Source organism: Streptomyces sp. NPDC001851, assembly GCF_040297165.1.
Taxonomy (GTDB): Bacteria; Actinomycetota; Actinomycetes; order Streptomycetales; family Streptomycetaceae; genus Streptomyces.
Map to the genome: position 1 here is coordinate 39,221 of NZ_JBEOYR010000009.1, position 17,107 is coordinate 56,327.

The 17,107-nt window shown below is 72.5% G+C and carries 15 protein-coding genes; all 15 read left to right on the plus strand.

Annotated features, from left to right (window positions below):
* The first annotated feature begins 1,678 nt into the window (after positions 1-1,678).
* Positions 1,679-2,020 (plus strand): hypothetical protein, encoded by a 342-nt coding sequence (locus tag ABT171_RS15105; RefSeq protein ID WP_351243666.1) that lies wholly within the window; start codon positions 1,679-1,681, stop codon positions 2,018-2,020.
* Positions 2,021-2,337: 317 nt separating this feature from the next.
* Positions 2,338-2,880 (plus strand): DUF2617 family protein, encoded by a 543-nt coding sequence (locus ABT171_RS15110; RefSeq protein WP_351243668.1) that lies wholly within the window; start codon positions 2,338-2,340, stop codon positions 2,878-2,880.
* A 79-nt stretch (positions 2,881-2,959) separates the two neighbouring features.
* Positions 2,960-4,597, plus strand: coding sequence for a polyamine aminopropyltransferase (locus tag ABT171_RS15115; protein WP_351243670.1), 1,638 nt, complete (start codon positions 2,960-2,962; stop codon positions 4,595-4,597).
* A 77-nt stretch (positions 4,598-4,674) separates the two neighbouring features.
* Positions 4,675-5,445 (plus strand): SRPBCC domain-containing protein, encoded by a 771-nt coding sequence (locus ABT171_RS15120; RefSeq protein ID WP_351243672.1) that lies wholly within the window; start codon positions 4,675-4,677, stop codon positions 5,443-5,445.
* A gap of 60 nt (positions 5,446-5,505) precedes the next feature.
* Positions 5,506-6,294 carry an aldose epimerase family protein gene (locus tag ABT171_RS15125; protein WP_351243674.1) on the plus strand — a complete coding sequence of 263 codons (789 nt, stop codon included), beginning with the start codon at positions 5,506-5,508 and terminating at the stop codon, positions 6,292-6,294.
* A 10-nt stretch (positions 6,295-6,304) separates the two neighbouring features.
* On the plus strand, positions 6,305-6,853 hold the full coding sequence (gene pyrE / locus ABT171_RS15130; RefSeq protein WP_190017087.1) for an orotate phosphoribosyltransferase: 549 nt from the start codon (positions 6,305-6,307) through the stop codon (positions 6,851-6,853).
* A gap of 144 nt (positions 6,854-6,997) precedes the next feature.
* Positions 6,998-8,020 carry a class II fructose-bisphosphate aldolase gene (gene fbaA, locus ABT171_RS15135; protein WP_351243676.1) on the plus strand — a complete coding sequence of 341 codons (1,023 nt, stop codon included), beginning with the start codon at positions 6,998-7,000 and terminating at the stop codon, positions 8,018-8,020.
* Positions 8,021-8,086: 66 nt separating this feature from the next.
* On the plus strand, positions 8,087-9,544 hold the full coding sequence (locus tag ABT171_RS15140) for an MFS transporter (protein WP_351243678.1): 1,458 nt from the start codon (positions 8,087-8,089) through the stop codon (positions 9,542-9,544).
* A 157-nt stretch (positions 9,545-9,701) separates the two neighbouring features.
* Positions 9,702-10,115 carry a DUF3151 domain-containing protein gene (locus ABT171_RS15145; protein ID WP_351243680.1) on the plus strand — a complete coding sequence of 138 codons (414 nt, stop codon included), beginning with the start codon at positions 9,702-9,704 and terminating at the stop codon, positions 10,113-10,115.
* A 151-nt stretch (positions 10,116-10,266) separates the two neighbouring features.
* Positions 10,267-11,112: a tryptophan 2,3-dioxygenase family protein gene (locus tag ABT171_RS15150; protein WP_351243682.1), complete on the plus strand. Its 846-nt coding sequence runs from the start codon at positions 10,267-10,269 to the stop codon at positions 11,110-11,112.
* Positions 11,105-12,307: a kynureninase gene (gene kynU / locus ABT171_RS15155; protein WP_351243684.1), complete on the plus strand. Its 1,203-nt coding sequence runs from the start codon at positions 11,105-11,107 to the stop codon at positions 12,305-12,307. Before ABT171_RS15150 ends, kynU begins: the two co-directional genes overlap by 8 nt.
* A gap of 230 nt (positions 12,308-12,537) precedes the next feature.
* Positions 12,538-13,440, plus strand: a complete 903-nt coding sequence (locus tag ABT171_RS15160; protein ID WP_351243686.1) for an alpha/beta hydrolase — start codon at positions 12,538-12,540, stop codon at positions 13,438-13,440.
* A 149-nt stretch (positions 13,441-13,589) separates the two neighbouring features.
* Positions 13,590-14,858, plus strand: coding sequence for an acyltransferase family protein (locus tag ABT171_RS15165; protein WP_503075306.1), 1,269 nt, complete (start codon positions 13,590-13,592; stop codon positions 14,856-14,858).
* A gap of 13 nt (positions 14,859-14,871) precedes the next feature.
* Complete coding sequence (locus ABT171_RS15170; RefSeq protein ID WP_351244128.1) at positions 14,872-16,368, plus strand: sensor histidine kinase; 1,497 nt, start codon at positions 14,872-14,874, stop codon at positions 16,366-16,368.
* Entirely contained in the window at positions 16,365-17,045 is a 681-nt protein-coding gene (locus ABT171_RS15175; protein WP_351243690.1) for a response regulator, read from the plus strand. The genes ABT171_RS15170 and ABT171_RS15175 overlap by 4 nt, the downstream gene beginning before the upstream one ends.
* Positions 17,046-17,107 lie beyond the last annotated feature (62 nt).

The window sequence follows — 17,107 nt, forward strand, 5'->3', positions numbered from 1 at the left end:
TCACGTTCCAACTGTCGTCGTCTGTCGGCGCTGGTCGCCTTCGGACGGCCGGCTTTCCTGGGGTTTGAGGCCTGGGCGGGACAGCCTCAGGATCCTTGACGCTCAGCATGGTCTAGCCCACACTGGGGTGAGGAAACCTTCCAACTCGGGCCTTTGGGGGCGGTGTTACCCCTGGAGGACGGTGCTCATGACCGTCCCGTGCCCCGCGGAGTGAACGTCAGTGGCTCACTCCGTGAGGGTGCGGGTCGGCCAGGCCCGCCTGACACCGGAGGTTTCTGATGCAGGATGACAACAAAACAGAGTGCCCGCGGACCAACATGGTGATCTACGTGATCCCGGTGCCACAGGCAGAGGATGAGGGGCACGTGTGCCCGAGTCCTCGGCTGGATACGCGGGAGCGGCATAGTGAAGAATGTCTGTTTTCGTTCAAAAGAGTCGCTGTTTCAGTAATTTCTGGCATTTTTACTAAATTTGCGGTCCAATACTTTGACGATGGTTTTGTATACAAAATTCTTGAGATCTTCCACCATATTTTCTGAGTGAACGGCCCCGGGGCTGAAGCCCACGGGGCCGTTTCGTGTTTCCAGGGCCTTATCCGGCTGTTCATGAGCCGACTGGCGCCGACATGCCGATCCGGGGCTGACGCTGCGGGTGTACGCACAGGTCGGCAAGCAAAGTGAACGTCGCCCACCCAGTGGCACACCATCTGGCGGACCCTGGCGAACCGTGGCGAATGTTCCACCGCTGCCCGCACCCCGGGTAGGTTGCGAGAACGGCACCCGTCTCCGTAAGACTCCCTGGCTCGACTTGAGCAGGAGCCAACTGAAGTGTTTGTGCGCTCGGTTGGAAGTAGCGACAGACAGGAGCCGACACGATGGGGCGACCCAAGGAGAGGAAGCGCCGCCGACGCCCGAAAAGGGACTGGGTTGAGCTGGCGGTGGTGATCCTCGGAGCGGTCACTGCCATCGCGGGGTGCGCTGAACGGTTCCTTCACTGACCTAGTGAAGGGCCGGGCGCTCCGGCCGATATGGACGGGCATGCGTGAGCCCGGCCGGGATGTAGTCGGCCGGGCTCACAATGCCCCGCGCGCGAGGTCTGGCTCCGGGTGGCTCCGGAGCCAGGCACTCGTGAATCACGCGGGAGTCTTGAATGACCAATGGCGCGCGTGGCGTCTCATGCGAGAGCCCCAGGGCTGCCGCCGCCTCGGTGTTGTCCCGATGCTACAGCCGCTCTGCCTGCGAATACCTCTGCTGATGCACGTTATTGCAGGTCAGCGGGGTGGCGCGAAAGCCTGGCGGTCAGTAGCGAAGCCAGGCGAATTTTTCAGGTTCTCATTGTTCGTGCAGGTCAGCGCGTTGCAGGGGTAGCGCGAAAGTACAGCGGGGGGTAGCGAAGGGTGGCGTTCTCCGGGCCGCGCAGGTAAGGCGTTCTTCACCCGGGATTACGGCCTCGTCGGGGTTGCTGGCCTTCAGGGTGTGGTGCGTAACGGGGAGATCACGGCCCACAGACGGCCCGCTGAGGCCCCTGAGTTGCACGTCTACACAGGTCAAGGGCATTTCTCCAGGTGGGACCCTCAGAAGTTCCTCAACTCCGCTTTGAGTCCCGGGCCGGCCGGGCATCCCCCGGTCACCGCGGTCCACGGGGGGCCGCTACGGGGGAACGGAAGGAGGGTGACGCCATGGACGCCGGCATCATCTTCATCCTGGTCGTGGCCGCGTTCGTGACCCTCACGGCCATGGCGGGCGCGCGGAACGGCGACCGGCGGGGCAGCGTGTCGCCCGGCAAGGGCCGGCGCGGCCGGTCGGGGGCGTACCGCTCGTCGTCCTCGTCGTCGTCCTCGTACGACGGCAGCGGCAGCTGGTGGGCGGGCGGCGCCGACTCCGGTTCGTCGGGCGGGCACCACGGGGGGCACCACGGCGGTCACCACTCCTGCGGGGGCCACTCCTCCTGCGGAGGCCACTCCTCCTGCGGCGGAGGTTCGTCGTGCGGCGGCGGGGGCGGATGCGGCGGAGGCAGCTGACACGGGGCAGCTGAGCTTTCGGGGGAACCGCATACGGCCGCACACGGGCGCCTGCCGGCGAGGACGACCGGCGGGCGCCCGCCGTCTCGTTCTCGCGCCCGGCGCACGCCATGGTTGAACAGTTGAACTGTGGAGCCCCCTGAGGGATGGAAACCCCACGAAGTTGGGTAAAAACGCTGTGGGGGCGCCTCTGTTCATGATTCCCTCTAAATCGCCAACGCAGCCCCTCGGACGTCCCTGAGACTCCCCACCCGGCCGAGCCGGCTGGGCTGACATGGCCGATCTCCCCCCTCATCGCGTGTTTGCGGAGCCGATCCATGCTCACGACCCTGAACACCTCCTACACCGATACGCGCGCTGCCGACCTAGCCTGGGCCCTGGGACGCGAGCCGCTGCCGGCCCTGGCCACCCTCGATCTGGAACTCGCCGGCACAAAGCTCCAGTTGAGACTGCTCGGCGCCTCCCACCAGGTGCTGCTGGAGGAGGAGCGCGGCCTGTGTTCGGAGACGGTCGCGTGCATCCCCGGCTCCAGCACCCCGCTGCCCCTCGGCGTCGCCAAGCGCGTCGACGACTGGGAGTACGAGTTCGCCGCACGCGTCGAGGTGCTCAGCCCCGGCTCGTTCGCGGGCCGCGCCCAGGAGTTGCTGGCCCTCGTCTCCGACCATCCGCACGGCCTCGCGGGCGTCTTCCCGGGCAGCCCGCACGCCTTCACCGCGCTGCTGGCCCAGTACCACGAGGGCCAGGTGCACTGGCGCACCTGGCACGCCTACCCGCAGGACGGCCAGTTGGTGGCCACCCGCACCCGGGTCGGGGCGCGGGTGCGGGCGGCGCGGCCCGCTGAGCACACCGCTCCGACATAAACCCGTCAGGCGTCAACTGCCCCCAGTTCCACACGTGTGGGTGACGAAGCGTGCCGCGCATGTGACGTAACGTCGCAACGTGATCGAACCGCACGCCCCCGCTCCCCCGGGTGCCCCGCCCTCCTGGACAGGCCCCGCCCGGCTGCCGGTCCGGCCCGGCACCGGGCGGTTCCTGGTTCTCGTGTGCGTCTTCGTCTGCGCCGCCTGCGGCCTCGTGTACGAACTCGAACTGGTGGCGTTCGCCTCGTACTTGATGGGCGACTCGGTCACCCAGGCCTCCGTCGTGCTGTCCGTGATGGTGTTCGCGATGGGCATCGGCTCCCTCGGGGCGAAACGGCTGCGCTGGCACGCGGCGGCCGGCTTCGGCGCGATCGAGACCGTCCTCGCGCTGGTCGGCGGCTGCAGCGCGATGGCGCTGTACGCCGTCTTCGCCTGGACCGGCGACTGGGGCGGGCTGTGGGCCGAGGGCCCGCGCTGCCTCCTGGTCGCCTTCTCCCTCGCCATCGGCCTGCTCATCGGCGCCGAAGTCCCGCTGCTGATGGAGCTGATCCAGCGCATCCGCCACCAGGACGCGGGCGGCGCGGTCGCCGACCTGTTCGCCGCGGACTACGTGGGCGCGCTGGTCGGCGGTCTCGCCTTCCCCTTCCTCCTCCTGCCCTTCCTGGGCCAGTTGACGGGCGCCCTGGTCACCGGCACGGTCAACGTGGTGGCGGGCGGCGCCCTGGTGCTGGGCCTCTTCCGCCGCGACCTGACCCGCCGGGCCCGCTGGACCCTGCTCGTCGTCGGCCTCGTCGTCCTCGGTGTCCTCGCCTCCGCCGCCGCGCTCGCCGACGACTTCGAACGCGCCGCCCGGCACGCCGTCTACGGCGACGACGTCCGGGTCGCGGAACAGACCGGCGTCCAGGAGGTCGTCCTGGCCGGCGGCACCGACGGCAAACCACTCGACCTCTTCCTGGACGGCCGGCTCCGGGTCGGCGGCCGCGACGAACGCCGCTACCACGAGGCCCTGGTGCACCCCGCGCTGTCCGGCGGGCCGCACACGCGCGTCCTCATCCTCGGCGGCGGCGACGGCCTTGCCGCCCGCGAGGTGCTGCGCCGTCCCGGGGTGCGCCGCGTCGACCTCGTCGAACTCGACGCCGGTCTGGTCCGGCTGGCCCGCCGCGACCCCGGGCTCGCCGCCGCCAACGGCCACGCCTACGCCGACCCCCGCCTCCACACCACCACGGCCGACGCGCTCGGCTGGCTGCGCGCAGTACGGGGACGGTCGTACGACGTCGTGATCGCCGATCTCCCCGACCCCGGGATCACCGCCAGCACCAAGCTGTACTCCCAGGAGTTCTACGGCCTGGCCCGCCGCGTCCTCGCCCCCCGCGGCCGGCTCGTCGTGCACGCCGGTTCCGTCACCACCCGCCCCCTCGTCTTCTGGACGGTGGCCGCGACCCTGCGCGCGGCCGGCTTCGCCGACACCCCCTACCGGGTCCTCGCCCACGACTCCGGTTTCCCGGCCGGCCCCGACCGCTCGGCCGGCGCGCCCGGAGCCCCGCACGACTGGGGGTTCCTGCTGGCGGCCCCGGGACACACTCCGCCACCGCTGCGGCTGGGGTCCTGGCCCGCCCGCACGCTGACCCAGCGCGGTCTGGCGGCGGACGGGAGGGCGGCGGCAGGGACGCGGATCGGGGGCCTGCCGGCTTCGACGCTGGTGCATCCGCGGTACTGAGGGGCCGCCGGCCGGTGGCGAGGAGCCCGGTCTTCGTGAGGGTACTTTGCGGCCACACCTGGGTAGGCTCAGCGGACATGGAGCACCAGGTCTTCGTCCCGGTCCCGGTCGAGCCGCTCAGGGCCGCCCTCGCCGATCCCGCCCGGGTCGCCCGCGCCATCCCCGGCCTGCAGCAGGACGCCGGTGCCGCCCCCGTCGCCGGACGCCTGAAACTGCGCGTCGGCGGACACTCCGTCACCTACCGCGGCAGGGCCCGGGTGGTGGCCCGGGACGACGGCACGTACGCCGTCGAGGCCGACGCCGCCGAAGCCCGCGGCACGGGTGCCGTGAAACTCGCCCTCACCCTGCGCCTCGCGGACACCGAGGGCGGTACGACGGTCACGGCCGAGGGTACGGCGGCGGCGGACGGCCGCATCGCGGAGCTGCCGCCGGACGCGGTGAGCGCGGCGGCGACCCGTCTGCTGAACCGTTTCGTGGAGAACCTGGCAGAGAGCCCGGAGAAGCCGCCGGAGGCTTCGGCGGAGCACAGGACAGAGCCCGGAACCGAGCACACGCCGGTCGTGGGCACCGGGGCCCTGGCGCCCTCGCCGGACCCGGCGGCCGACCGTCTCGCGGAGGACTTCGCCGACACCGGTGAGCCGCCCGCCGAGGCCGCCCACGCGCGCCGCACGATGATCGGCCGCAGCGCCGAGGAGGTCGACCACGCGCCTCCGCGGGGGCGTTACGCGCCGGTTCCGGCCCCGCAGACGGTCACGGCGACGTCGGCTCTGCGCTGGGCGGCACCGGCGGCGGCGCTGGCGGTGGCGTCGGCGATCGTGGTGGGGAGGGCACTGCGCAAACGCCGCTGAACAGGCCACCGGCCTGCGGCCGTCCCGCCACCGCACCCGTCCCCCCAGTAGCCTCTTCCCGTGAGTAACGAAGACATCACGCTGACCGCAGGTGACGCAGAAGCACGTGTCAGCCCCGCCGCCGGCGGCCGTATCAGCGGGCTGAGGGTCGACTCCCTGGAACTGCTCAGGCAGGGGCAGGGCTACGGCTGCTTCCCGATGGTGCCCTGGTGCGGCCGCACCAGGGACGGCCGCTTCCTGGACGGCGGCACCGTCCGCCAGATGCCGCTCAACTCCCCGCCCCACGCGATCCACGGCACGGCCCGCGACGGCGCCTGGCGCACCGCGCGCGTCTCGCGGAACGAGGCGGTGATGACGTACGAGCTGGTCGAGCCCTGGCCGCACCCCGGCCGCGTCACCCAGAGCGTCGCGCTCGCCGAGGACAGCCTGACGCTGACGATGTCCGTGGAGACGTACGGCGACTCCTTCCCGGCGCAGATCGGCTGGCACCCCTGGTTCAACCGCAACCTCGGCGGCGAGGACGTCACGCTCGGCTTCAAGCCCGCCTGGCAGGAGGAACGCGGCGACGACCATCTGCCGACCGGCAACCGGATCGACCCGGGGCCCGGCCCCTGGGACGACTGCTTCGGCATGCCCGGCGGCGTCGACGTCACCCTCACCTGGCCGGGGCAGCTGGAGCTGAGGGTGACCAGCCGCGAGGAGTGGGTGGTCGTCTACGACGAGCAGGCCGCGGCCGTGTGCGTGGAGCCGCAGACCGGTCCGCCCAACGGCCTGAACACCCTGCCGCGGCTGGTCACCCCGCTGGAGCCGCTGGAGGCGGCGACGACCTGGAGCTGGCGGCGCCTTTAAGCTGGTCGGCATGACGGACGTACGTGGCGCGCTGCTGCAGCAGATCAAGGACAAGGCCGTGGTGCACGGCAAGGTGACCCTCTCCTCGGGTCTGGAAGCCGACTACTACGTCGACCTGCGCCGCATCACCCTCGACGGCGAGGCCGCCCCGCTGGTCGGCCAGGTGCTCCTGGATCTCACCGCGGACCTGGAGTTCGACGCGGTGGGCGGGCTCACCATGGGCGCCGACCCGGTCGCCGCGGCCATGCTGCACGCCGCCGCCGCGCGCGGGAGGAAGCTCGACGCGTTCGTCGTACGGAAGGCCGCGAAGGCGCACGGTCTGCAGCGGCGCGTGGAGGGCCCGGACATCGCGGGGCGGCGCGTGCTCGTGGTCGAGGACACCTCCACCACCGGCGGCTCCCCGCTCACCGCGGTCGAGGCCGTGCGCGAGGCCGGCGCGGAGGTCGTCGCCGTCGCGACCATCGTGGACCGGGCGACCGGTGCCGCCGAGAAGATCGAGGCCGGCGCGGGTGTTCCGTACCGGTTCGCCTTCTCGAAGGATGAACTGGGTCTGGACTGACACGCGGGATTGACCTGGACTTGACCGGCGCATGGACCAGCGGTCCATGTCTGGAAAGATGGGGCCGACGACGACGTCGAACCCCCAGGTCTAGGTCAGGGCCGTAACGCACCAAGCCGACCCGCAACACCAAGGAGCGGACAGATGCCCATCGCAACCCCCGAGGTCTACAACGAGATGCTCGACCGGGCGAAGGCAGGCAAGTTCGCCTACCCGGCCATCAACGTCACCTCGAGCCAGACCCTGAACGCGGCGCTGCGCGGTTTCGCGGAGGCGGAGAGCGACGGCATCGTCCAGATCTCGACCGGCGGTGCCGAGTTCCTCGGCGGCCAGTACAGCAAGGACATGGTGACCGGCGCGGTCGCCCTCGCCGAGTACGCGCACATCATCGCCGAGAAGTACCCGGTCAACATCGCGCTGCACACCGACCACTGCCCGAAGGACAAGCTCGACGGGTACGTGCGTCCGCTGATCGCGGTCTCCGAGGAGCGCGTGAAGGCCGGCCGGAACCCGCTCTTCCAGTCCCACATGTGGGACGGCTCCGCCGAGACCCTCGCCGACAACCTCGCCATCGCCCAGGAGCTGCTGGAGCGCACCCGCGCCGCCAAGATCATCCTGGAGGTGGAGATCACCCCGACCGGCGGCGAGGAGGACGGCGTCTCGCACGAGATCAACGACTCCCTGTACACGACGGTCGAGGACGCCATCCGTACGGCGGAGGCCCTGGGCCTGGGCGAGAAGGGCCGCTACCTGCTGGCCGCCTCCTTCGGCAACGTGCACGGCGTGTACAAGCCGGGCAACGTCGTGCTCCGCCCCGACCTGCTGAAGGAGCTGAACGACGGCGTGGCCGCCAAGTTCGGCAAGCAGTCCCCGTTCGACTTCGTCTTCCACGGCGGCTCCGGCTCCACCGAGCAGGAGATCCTCACCGCGCTGGAGAACGGCGTCGTGAAGATGAACCTGGACACGGACACCCAGTACGCCTTCACCCGTCCGGTCGCCGCCCACATGTTCCAGAACTACGACGGCGTCCTGAAGGTCGACGGCGAGGTCGGCAACAAGAAGGCCTACGACCCGCGCACCTGGGGCAAGCTGGCCGAGGCCAGCATGGCCGCGCGTGTCGTCGAGGCCACGAAGAACCTGCGCTCGGCGGGCAACAAGATCAAGTAAGCGGTACGTCCTCGCGGTGGGCCCGGCGGCTGTCCTTGCCGCCGGGCCCGCTGTATACCTGGGGAGGTGCCCGACGTCCGGCTGGCCTCGCCCCAGGGCAGGTGGATCCTGCTCACCACGGTCCTCGGCTCCAGCATGGCCATGCTGGACTCCACCGTCGTCAACGTGGCGCTCCCGCGCATCGGCCGCGACCTGGACGCGAGCCTGGCCGCGCTGCAGTGGACGGTCAACGCGTACATGGTCACGCTGGCCGGTCTGATCCTGCTGGGCGGCTCGCTGGGGGACCACTACGGCCGCCGGAAGGTCTTCCTGCTGGGCGTGGTGTGGTTCGCCGCCGCGTCCCTGCTGTGCGGCCTGTCGCCGCGCCCGGGGATCCTCATCGCCGCGCGGGCGTTGCAGGGTGTGGGCGGCGCGCTCCTCACCCCCGGCTCCCTCGCGATCATCCAGGCGTCCTTCCACCCCGACGACCGCAGCCGGGCCGTAGGCCTGTGGTCCGGCTTCGGCGGCATCGGCGCGGCGGTCGGCCCGTTCCTGGGCGGCTGGCTGGTGGCCGGCCCCGGCTGGCGCTGGGTGTTCCTGCTGAACGTCCCGCTGGCCCTGCTGTGCGTACCGGTGGCGGTACGGCACGTGCCGGAGTCCTCCGACACCGGCAGCCGGGGTCGCTTCGACGTGCTCGGTGCCACCCTGGGCGCCCTGGCCCTGGCCCTGCTGACCTACGCGCTGATCGAGGCGCGGGCGGGTTCCCTGGCGGTGGCGCTGACCGGGGTGGCGGGTGTGGCGGCGGCGGTGGCCTTCGTGCAGGTGGAGCGGCACCGCCCGGACCCGATGCTCCCGCCGGACATCTTCGCCTCGCGCCAGTTCACGGCGGTCAACCTGGTCACCCTGTGCGTGTACGCGGCGTTCGGCGGCTTCTTCTTCCTCACCGCGCTGCAGCTGCAGGTGGTGGCGGGGTACTCACCGCTGGCGGCCGGTACGGCGTTGCTGCCGACCACCGCCCTGATGCTGCTCTTCTCCGCCCGCTCGGGCGCCCTGGCGGACCGTACCGGCCCGCGCCTGCCGCTCACGGTGGGTCCCCTGCTCTGCGCGGCGGCGATGCTGCTGATGCTGCGGGTGGGGCCGGGCGCGGACTATCCGACGGACGTGCTGCCCGCGTTGCTGGTGATGGGGGCGGGGATGGTCACCCTGGTGGCCCCGCTGACGGCCACGGTCCTCGCCTCGGTCGACGCCTCCCGGGCGGGCCTGGCCAGCGGCATCAACAACGCGGCGGCGAGGGCGGCGGGCCTGGTCGCGGTCGCGGCGCTGCCGCTGCTGGCGGGGATGGGACCGGAGGCGTACCGGTCACCCACGGCGTTCGACGCGGCGTTCGACCGGGCGATGCCCATGCTCGCGGGGACGCTGCTGCTGGGCTCGGCCCTCGCCTTCGCCCTGGTCCGCCGACCGGGCCCCGGCTGCCTGCGCCCGGAGTGCCGGACGCACGGGAACGTGACGGCTCCGCCGCTGGAGGGGGAGCGGCAGGGGGCCTAGGGGATTTCGTCCGGGACCAGCCCGGGACCAGCCCGGGACCAGCCCGGGTCCTGGTCGTGCCGTAGGGGGCGGTCGTCGTACCCGCGCTGTGCCCGCCCGCACCGGCGCAGGGGTACGCACCGGCCCAGGGTGCCCTTCCGTGAGCCACACTGAACCCATGACGATTCACCAGAACCTCCTCGGCGGCCCGCCCCCGACCCACCTCCCCGACGACCCCGAGCCCCGCGAGCTCCTCGCGCAGGGCACCGCCCCCGCGGACGTCGCCGCCAAGTACCCCACCTCCTCCCTCGCCTGGGCCCAGCTGGCCGACGAGGCGTTCGAGCGCGGCGCGGTCGTGGAGTCGTACGCCTACGCCCGTACGGGCTACCACCGCGGCCTGGACGCCCTGCGCCGGAGCGGCTGGAAGGGCCACGGCCCGGTCCCCTGGGAGCACGAGCCGAACCGCGGCTTCCTGCGCGCCCTGCACGCCCTCGCCCGCGCCGCGCAGGCGATCGGCGAGCAGGAGGAGTACGAGCGCTGCTCGCAGTTCCTGAAGGACTCCTCGCCGACGGCGGCCCAGACCCTGGGCTAGCCCGGCGGGAGTCACCGGTGTGGCCCGTCTGGCAGCGGACGGGCCTTGCCGTGGCCGCGGCGATTGCGGAGGATTCCGGGTGGGGACCGGGGCCCCCGTGCCGGAATCGGCAGGGGCGGACCGCTACCCGGAGTAACAACAGGAGACAGCGATGTCCCAACAGGCTCACCCCCTTCCCGAGGCCGAGCCCGAGACCCCGCATCTCGACTTCGCCGGTACGACGCCGTACGAGGACTACGTCAAGGCGGACGTGCTCACCCATCTCCAGCACACCCTCTCCGACGACCCCGGAGAGATGGTCTTCCTGGTGACGACCCAGGTCATGGAGCTGTGGTTCACGGTCATCGTGCACGAGTGGGAGACCGCGGCGAACGCCCTGCGCTCGGACGACGTACCGACCGCGATCGCCGCGCTGAAGCGTTCCGTCAGGGAGCTGGAGGCGCTGAACGCCTCCTGGAAGCCGCTCGGCCAGCTCACCCCGGCGCAGTTCAACTCGTACCGCAGCGCCCTCGGTGAGGGTTCCGGCTTCCAGTCGGCGATGTACCGCCGCATGGAGTTCCTGCTCGGCGAGAAGTCCGCGTCCATGCTCGTCCCGCACCGCGGCGCCCCCCGCGTCCACGCGGAACTGGAGAAGGCCCTGCACGAGCCGAGCCTGTACGACGAGGTCGTACGGCTCCTCGCGCGCCGCGGCCACCCGGTCCCGGCCTCGGTCCTGCGCCGGGACGTCTCCCAGCGCTACGAGCCCTCGGACGCCGTGGAGGCGGCCTGGACCGCCGTCTACGCGGGCGACGAGGGCGATGAACTCGCCCGGCTCGGCGAGGCGCTGACCGACGTGGCCGAACTGGTCTGGCGCTGGCGCAACGACCACCTGGTCGCCACCCGCCGCGCGATGGGCGCCAAGCCCGGCACGGGCGGCTCGGCCGGCGTGGCCTGGCTGGAGAAGCGTGCCCGCAAGAACGTGTTCCCGGAGCTGTGGACGGCGAGGTCCCATGTCTGAGTTCGTTCTGCGGGCGGAGAAGCTGGACGCGGCGGACGAGCTGGCGCCGCTCAGGGACCGCTTCCTCCTCGACGACGCCGTGTACCTGGACGGGAACTCGCTCGGCGCGCTCCCCGCGGGCGTCCCCGACCGCGTGGCCGACGTCGTCCGCCGCCAGTGGGGCGAGCTGCGCATCCGCTCCTGGGAGGAGAGCGGCTGGTGGACGGCGCCGGAGCGGATCGGCGACCGGATCGCCCCGCTGGTCGGCGCGGCGGCCGGGCAGATCGTCGTCGGCGACTCCACCAGCGTCAACGTCTTCAAGGCACTGGTCGCGGCGGTACGGATGGCGGGCGAGGACCGCACCGAGATCCTGGTGGACGCCACGACGTTCCCCACGGACGGCTACATCGCCGGGTCGGCGGCCCGGATGACCGGCCGCACCCTGCGCGCGGTGACCCCGTCCGAGGTTCCGGCGGCCCTGTCCGACCGCACGGCCGCGGTGCTGCTCAACCACGTCGACTACCGCACCGGCCGCCTGCACGACCTGCCGTCGCTGACGTCGGCGATCCACTCCGCCGGCGCCCTCGCGGTCTGGGACCTGTGCCACAGCGCGGGCGCGCTGCCGGTGGGCCTGGACCAGCACGGCGTCGACCTGGCGGTCGGCTGCACCTACAAGTACCTGAACGGCGGCCCGGGTTCACCGGCGTACCTGTATGTGCGCCGTTCCCTCCAGGACCGCTTCGACTCCCCGCTTCCGGGCTGGAACTCGCATGCGGAGCCCTTCGGGATGCGGCCGGAGTACGCCCCGGCGCCGGGGGCGCTGCGCGGGCGCGTCGGCACGCCGGACATCCTGTCGATGCTGGCGCTGGAGGCGGCGCTGGAGGTCTGGGACGGGGTGCCGGTCGACGCGGTACGCGCCAAGTCGCTGGCCCTGACCGACTTCTTCCTGGAGTGCGTCGCGGCGTATGTGCCCGAGGGGCGCGTCGCGTGTCTGACGCCGGTGGCCCATGAGGAGCGCGGCAGCCAGGTGGCGCTGCGCTGCGCGGACGCGGGGGACGCCATGAAGCGGCTGATCGGGCGGGGGGTGGTCGGTGACTTCCGGGCACCCGACGTGCTGCGCTTCGGTTTCACGCCGCTGTACGTGGGGTTCGCGGATGCGGAGCGGGCGGCTCGGGTGCTGGGGGAGGTGCTGGGAGAGGCGCCGGGCGGGGCGTAGGAGCCCTGGGCAGGGAACGGACGCGGGGCGCGGTACCGCTGGAGGTCACGGGCGCGGCAGGGCCGGCTGCGTCCGCGTCCGCGTCCGTTTCCGCGCGGCGCCGGCCGGGGCCACGACCCCGTGTCCGCGCACGTCATCGGCCTGGTACCTTCCCGGCTACGGCCGATTGCCGGCACGTGGTCCGTCCTGCCGGGTCCGCCGAACGCGTTCCATCGCTGAGAGGTTGAAGCATGCCGGACGACGCAGCAGCAGCCCGCGCTGCCGCCGAGGAGGAGTCGGCCTTCTCGCACGCCCCGGTCGACCCCGACGTCACGTCCGCGTACGGCAGCCACCCCGACCAGGTGATCGACTTCTACGCCCCCCGGACCGCGTCGGACGCGCCGGCCCCGGTGGTGGTGGTCCTGCACGGCGGCGCCTGGCGCGCCCGCTACGACCGGCGCCACATCACGCCCTTCGCGGACTACCTGGCCCGCAGGGGCTTCGCGGTGGCCAACGTCGAGTACCGGCGCGGCGGCGAGCCGCTGATCCCCGGGCAGAGCACGGGCGGCGACGGGGGTGACGCCACCCCTGTGGCCGGCCGCTGGCCCGACACCTTCGACGACGTCGCGGCCGCCCTGGACGCCCTCCCCGCCCTGATCCGCGGGGCGCTCCCGCAGGCCGACCCGCGTCGCACCGTGCTGACGGGCCACTCGGCCGGAGGCCACCTCGCCCTGTGGGCGGCGGCCCGCCATGTCCTGCCCGCGCACGCGCCCTGGCGCACCGACCGGCCGGCGCCGCTGCGCGGGGTCGTCGCCCTCGCCCCGATCGCGGACTTCGAGGTCGCGGAGAAGCTGGCCGTGTGCGACCACGCCAGTCTGCAACTCCTCGGCGGCCACGACGCGTTCGCCGAGCGACGCCCCTGCGCCGACCCCGTGCTGCTCCTTCCGACGGGCATCGCGACGACGCTCGTGCAGGGGCGTGCGGACCGGGACGTGCCGCAGGCGGTGGCCGAGTCCTACGCGGACGCGGCGGCGAAGGCCGGGGAGGTCGTGGGCCTGACGCTGCTGGAGGACGTGGGCCACTTCCCGCTGATCGACCCGGCGGCGGACGCGTGCGCGGTGGTGGCGGAGGAGATCGCCCAACTGGCCTGGTGACGGCTCGCCTTCGGCACCCGGTGATACCCGTAGTACCTGAGAGCCACCCCGCGGGACAGCTCCCTGGCGGGACGCGGACGACAGCCCCTGATTTCTAACGTCCTTGTCAGAGACGCCCGATGGCCGGGCCATCTGAAAGGAACCCGCCCATGGGGCACCCCAGCCACGCCCACCCGCGCCGGCCTGGCCCGGATCGCCCTGGCGAGACCTCGGGGCGACCCGTGCCTGCGCAGACCGCCCTTCACGCCCTGCGCCGAGCCGCCCGCCAGGTCGACGCCGGCACCCCCGCGTCCCGGGACCGTGCGATCGACGCCCTGCGCGCCCTCGCGATCCTCGGTGTCGTCCTCGGCCACTGGCTGGTGACGGCGCTGGTCGCCCAGGACGGCGGTCTGCACACGGCGAGCCCGCTGCAGCACATGCCCCGGCTCGCCCCGGTCTCCTGGGTCTTCCAGACGCTGGCCGTGTTCTTCCTGGTCGGCGGCCATGTGGCGACGCGCGGCCTGGCCTCGGCCCGCGACAGAGGCGACGGCTACGCCGCCTGGCTGCGAGCCCGTCTGACCCGCCTCCTGCGCCCGGTGGCCGCGCTGCTCGCCCTGTGGACGGCGGCGACGGTGACCCTCCTGCTCACCGGCACGCCCCTGCCCACGGTCCACACCCTGCTCAAACTGGCGCTGTCCCCGCTGTGGTTCCTGCTGGTCTTCGCCGCGCTCACGGCCGCCACCCCCCTCGTCGCGCGCCTCAACCCCCTCTGGCCGCTCGCCGTCGTGCTGCACGTGGACCTGCTCCGCTTCGGCCTGCACCTCGGCCCGTCCTGGCTCGGCTGGCTGAACCTGCCGGCTGGCTGGCTGGTCCCGTACGCCCTGGGCGCCGCCTGGGCCCGGGGCGAGCTGACGACCCGCCGCTCGGCCTGGACCCTGCTGCTCGGCGGTACGGCGGCCACGGCCCTGCTCGTCATCTGCGCGGACTACCCGGCGTCCATGGTCGGCGTCCCGGGCGCGCCGATATCCAACCTCAGCCCCCCGACCCTGGCGGCCGTCACCTTCGGCCTGGCCCAGTGCGGCCTCGCCCTCCTGCTCCGCGACCGTCTGCGCCGCGCGATGGCCCGGCCCCTGGCCTGGGCGGCGACGGCCTTCGTCAACCTCTCCGCGATGACGCTCTTCCTCTGGCACCAGACGGCCCTGATGGCCACCACGGCGACGGCCCTCCTGGCCGGCCGCCTGCCCGGCCTGCACACCGCCCCGGACTCCCTCGCCTGGGTGGCCTCCCGCCTCGTCTGGCTCCCGGTCTTCACCCTGACCCTGGCCCTGTGCTGGACGGCCTTCCGGCACCACGAGCAGGGCCCCCGCCGCCCCCGCAACCGCACATCGCACGTGGTCCGCCGCCAGGTGCCGCCAGCGAGGTCCCCGCACCATGCCTAGAGTGACGCCCGTGATGTCCGCGGAACCCGAGAACCAGACCGAGCACCCCGGCGGCACCACGCCCGCGACCTCACCCGACTCCCCGGTCCCGGCCGAGGACGACTCCCCGATCCCGGCCGAGGACGACTCCCCGATCCCGGCCGTGGACGAGTCCCGCCCGTCCACTCCCCCTTCCCGCACCACCCGCCTCCGCGCCTGGCTGGGGGAGAACCCCTCCTCCCAGTCACCCCCCTTCTCCAAGTACCGCTGGCTCCGTCTCCTCACCTACCTGCTCACCTGCTACGCGGCCCTGGCCATCACGGGAGCCGGCGCGGAGGAGCTGTCCGACAGCTACGGCCTCGCCACCGCCGTATCCCTCCTGTGCACGTCCCTCCAGGGCGCCGCGATCGTCCTGGCCCTGTGGCGGCCCGTCCCCGCCTGGGCCCTGTCGCTGGCAGCCGCCGCTGTCACCGCGCTGCTCGCCCGGCAGCAGATGATGGCGCCCATGCTTCGGCTGGCCGGCCCGACCTGGCCCTGGTCCACGCCCGTTCTGCTGGCCCACATGGTGGTACTGCTGCTCGTCGCCCTGCGCGTCCGCGTCCGCGGCACGGTGGCCGCGCTCGGTGCCACCGCCTTGGTCACCTTCCTCGTCGAAGGCGTCATAGGAGCGCGGTTCTACACCCCGACGGGAAAGGTGGCGATCGGCCTGTTCGCCGTCGCCGCGCTCATCGGCGCCGCCCTGCGCGGCCGCAGCGAGGCCCGTACCGAACTGGTCCAGCAGGAGACGCTCACCGCCGAGGAACGGGCCCGCCGCACCCTCCTGGAGGAGCGCAGCCGTATCGCCCGGGAACTGCACGACGTGGTCGCCCACCACATGTCGGTGATCTCCATCCAGGCCCAGGTGGCTCCCCACCTGGTGGAGAACCCCACGGAGGAGCTGAAGGAGAACCTCGCGGGCATCCGCAACAACGCCCTGGAGGCGCTGACCGAACTGCGCCGTGTGCTCGGCGTCCTGCGTTCCGAGAGCCCGGACGAACCGGAGGCCGGGGACATCTCCCCTCTGTCCGCTCCGGGCACCGGCCCGGCACCCGACGCCCCGCAGCCGAACCTCGCCCGTCTGGACTCCCTGCTGGAGAACACCAGGGCGGCCGGCGTGGACGTGGTGAAGGCCGAGGAGGGCGACGCCCGCGGCTACTCCCCCGGCGTGGAGCTGTCCGCGTACCGGATCGTCCAGGAGGCCCTGAGCAACGTACTGCGGCACGCGCCGGGCGCGAAGGTGCGTGTGGACATCGCCCACTTCCCCCGCGGCATATACCTGAGTGTCAGCAATTCCCGGCCCAGCCGCCCGGTCCAGCCGACCCCGGGCGGCGGTCACGGCCTGCTGGGCATGCGGGAGCGGGCGGCGATGCTGGGCGGGAGCGTCGAGGCGAAGCCGACCCGGGGCGGCGGCTTCGTGGTGGTGGCGTTCCTCCCCCGGGGCGGCGCCCCCGAACCGACGGAATCGACCCCGACAGGAGAACCGACCCCATGACGAGCGGCGCCGGCACCATCCGCGTACTCATCGCCGACGACCAGCAGATGGTCCGGCAGGGCTTCACCGTGCTGCTCAACACCCAGCCCGGCATCGAGGTGGTCGGACAGGCGGTGGACGGCCGCGACGCGATCGCCCGGACCGCCGAACTGACGCCGGACGTGGTGCTGATGGACATCCGGATGCCCGAACTCGGCGGCATCGAGGCGACCCGCCGCATCACCGCCGACCACCCTGCCGTCAGGGTGCTGGTGCTGACCACGTTCGACCTGGACGAGTACGTGTACGAGGCGCTGCGGGCCGGTGCCTCCGGCTTCCTGCTCAAGGACGCCTCCGCGGACCAGCTGGCCGAGGCGGTACGGGTCGTGGCCGCGGGCGACGCCCTGCTCGCGCCCGGCATCACCCGCCGCCTCATCGCCGAGTTCTCCCGCCTGGACGGCAGTCCCCGGGCGCCGCTCAAGCAGCGCGTGGGTGACCTCACCGAACGGGAGACGGAGGTGCTGGCGCTGATCGCCCAGGGCCTGTCGAACGCGGAGATCGCCGAGCGGCTGGTCGTGGCCGAGCAGACCGTGAAGACGCACGTGGGCCGGATCCTGGTGAAGCTGGGCCTGCGCGACCGCACCCAGGCGGCGGTCTTCGCCTACGAGTCCGGCCTGGTCCGCCCCGGCGGCCGGTGAAGCCACCGGCCCCTCACCGGTCCCTCACCGGACCCTGCGCAGACCCGTAGTACCTGAGAGGG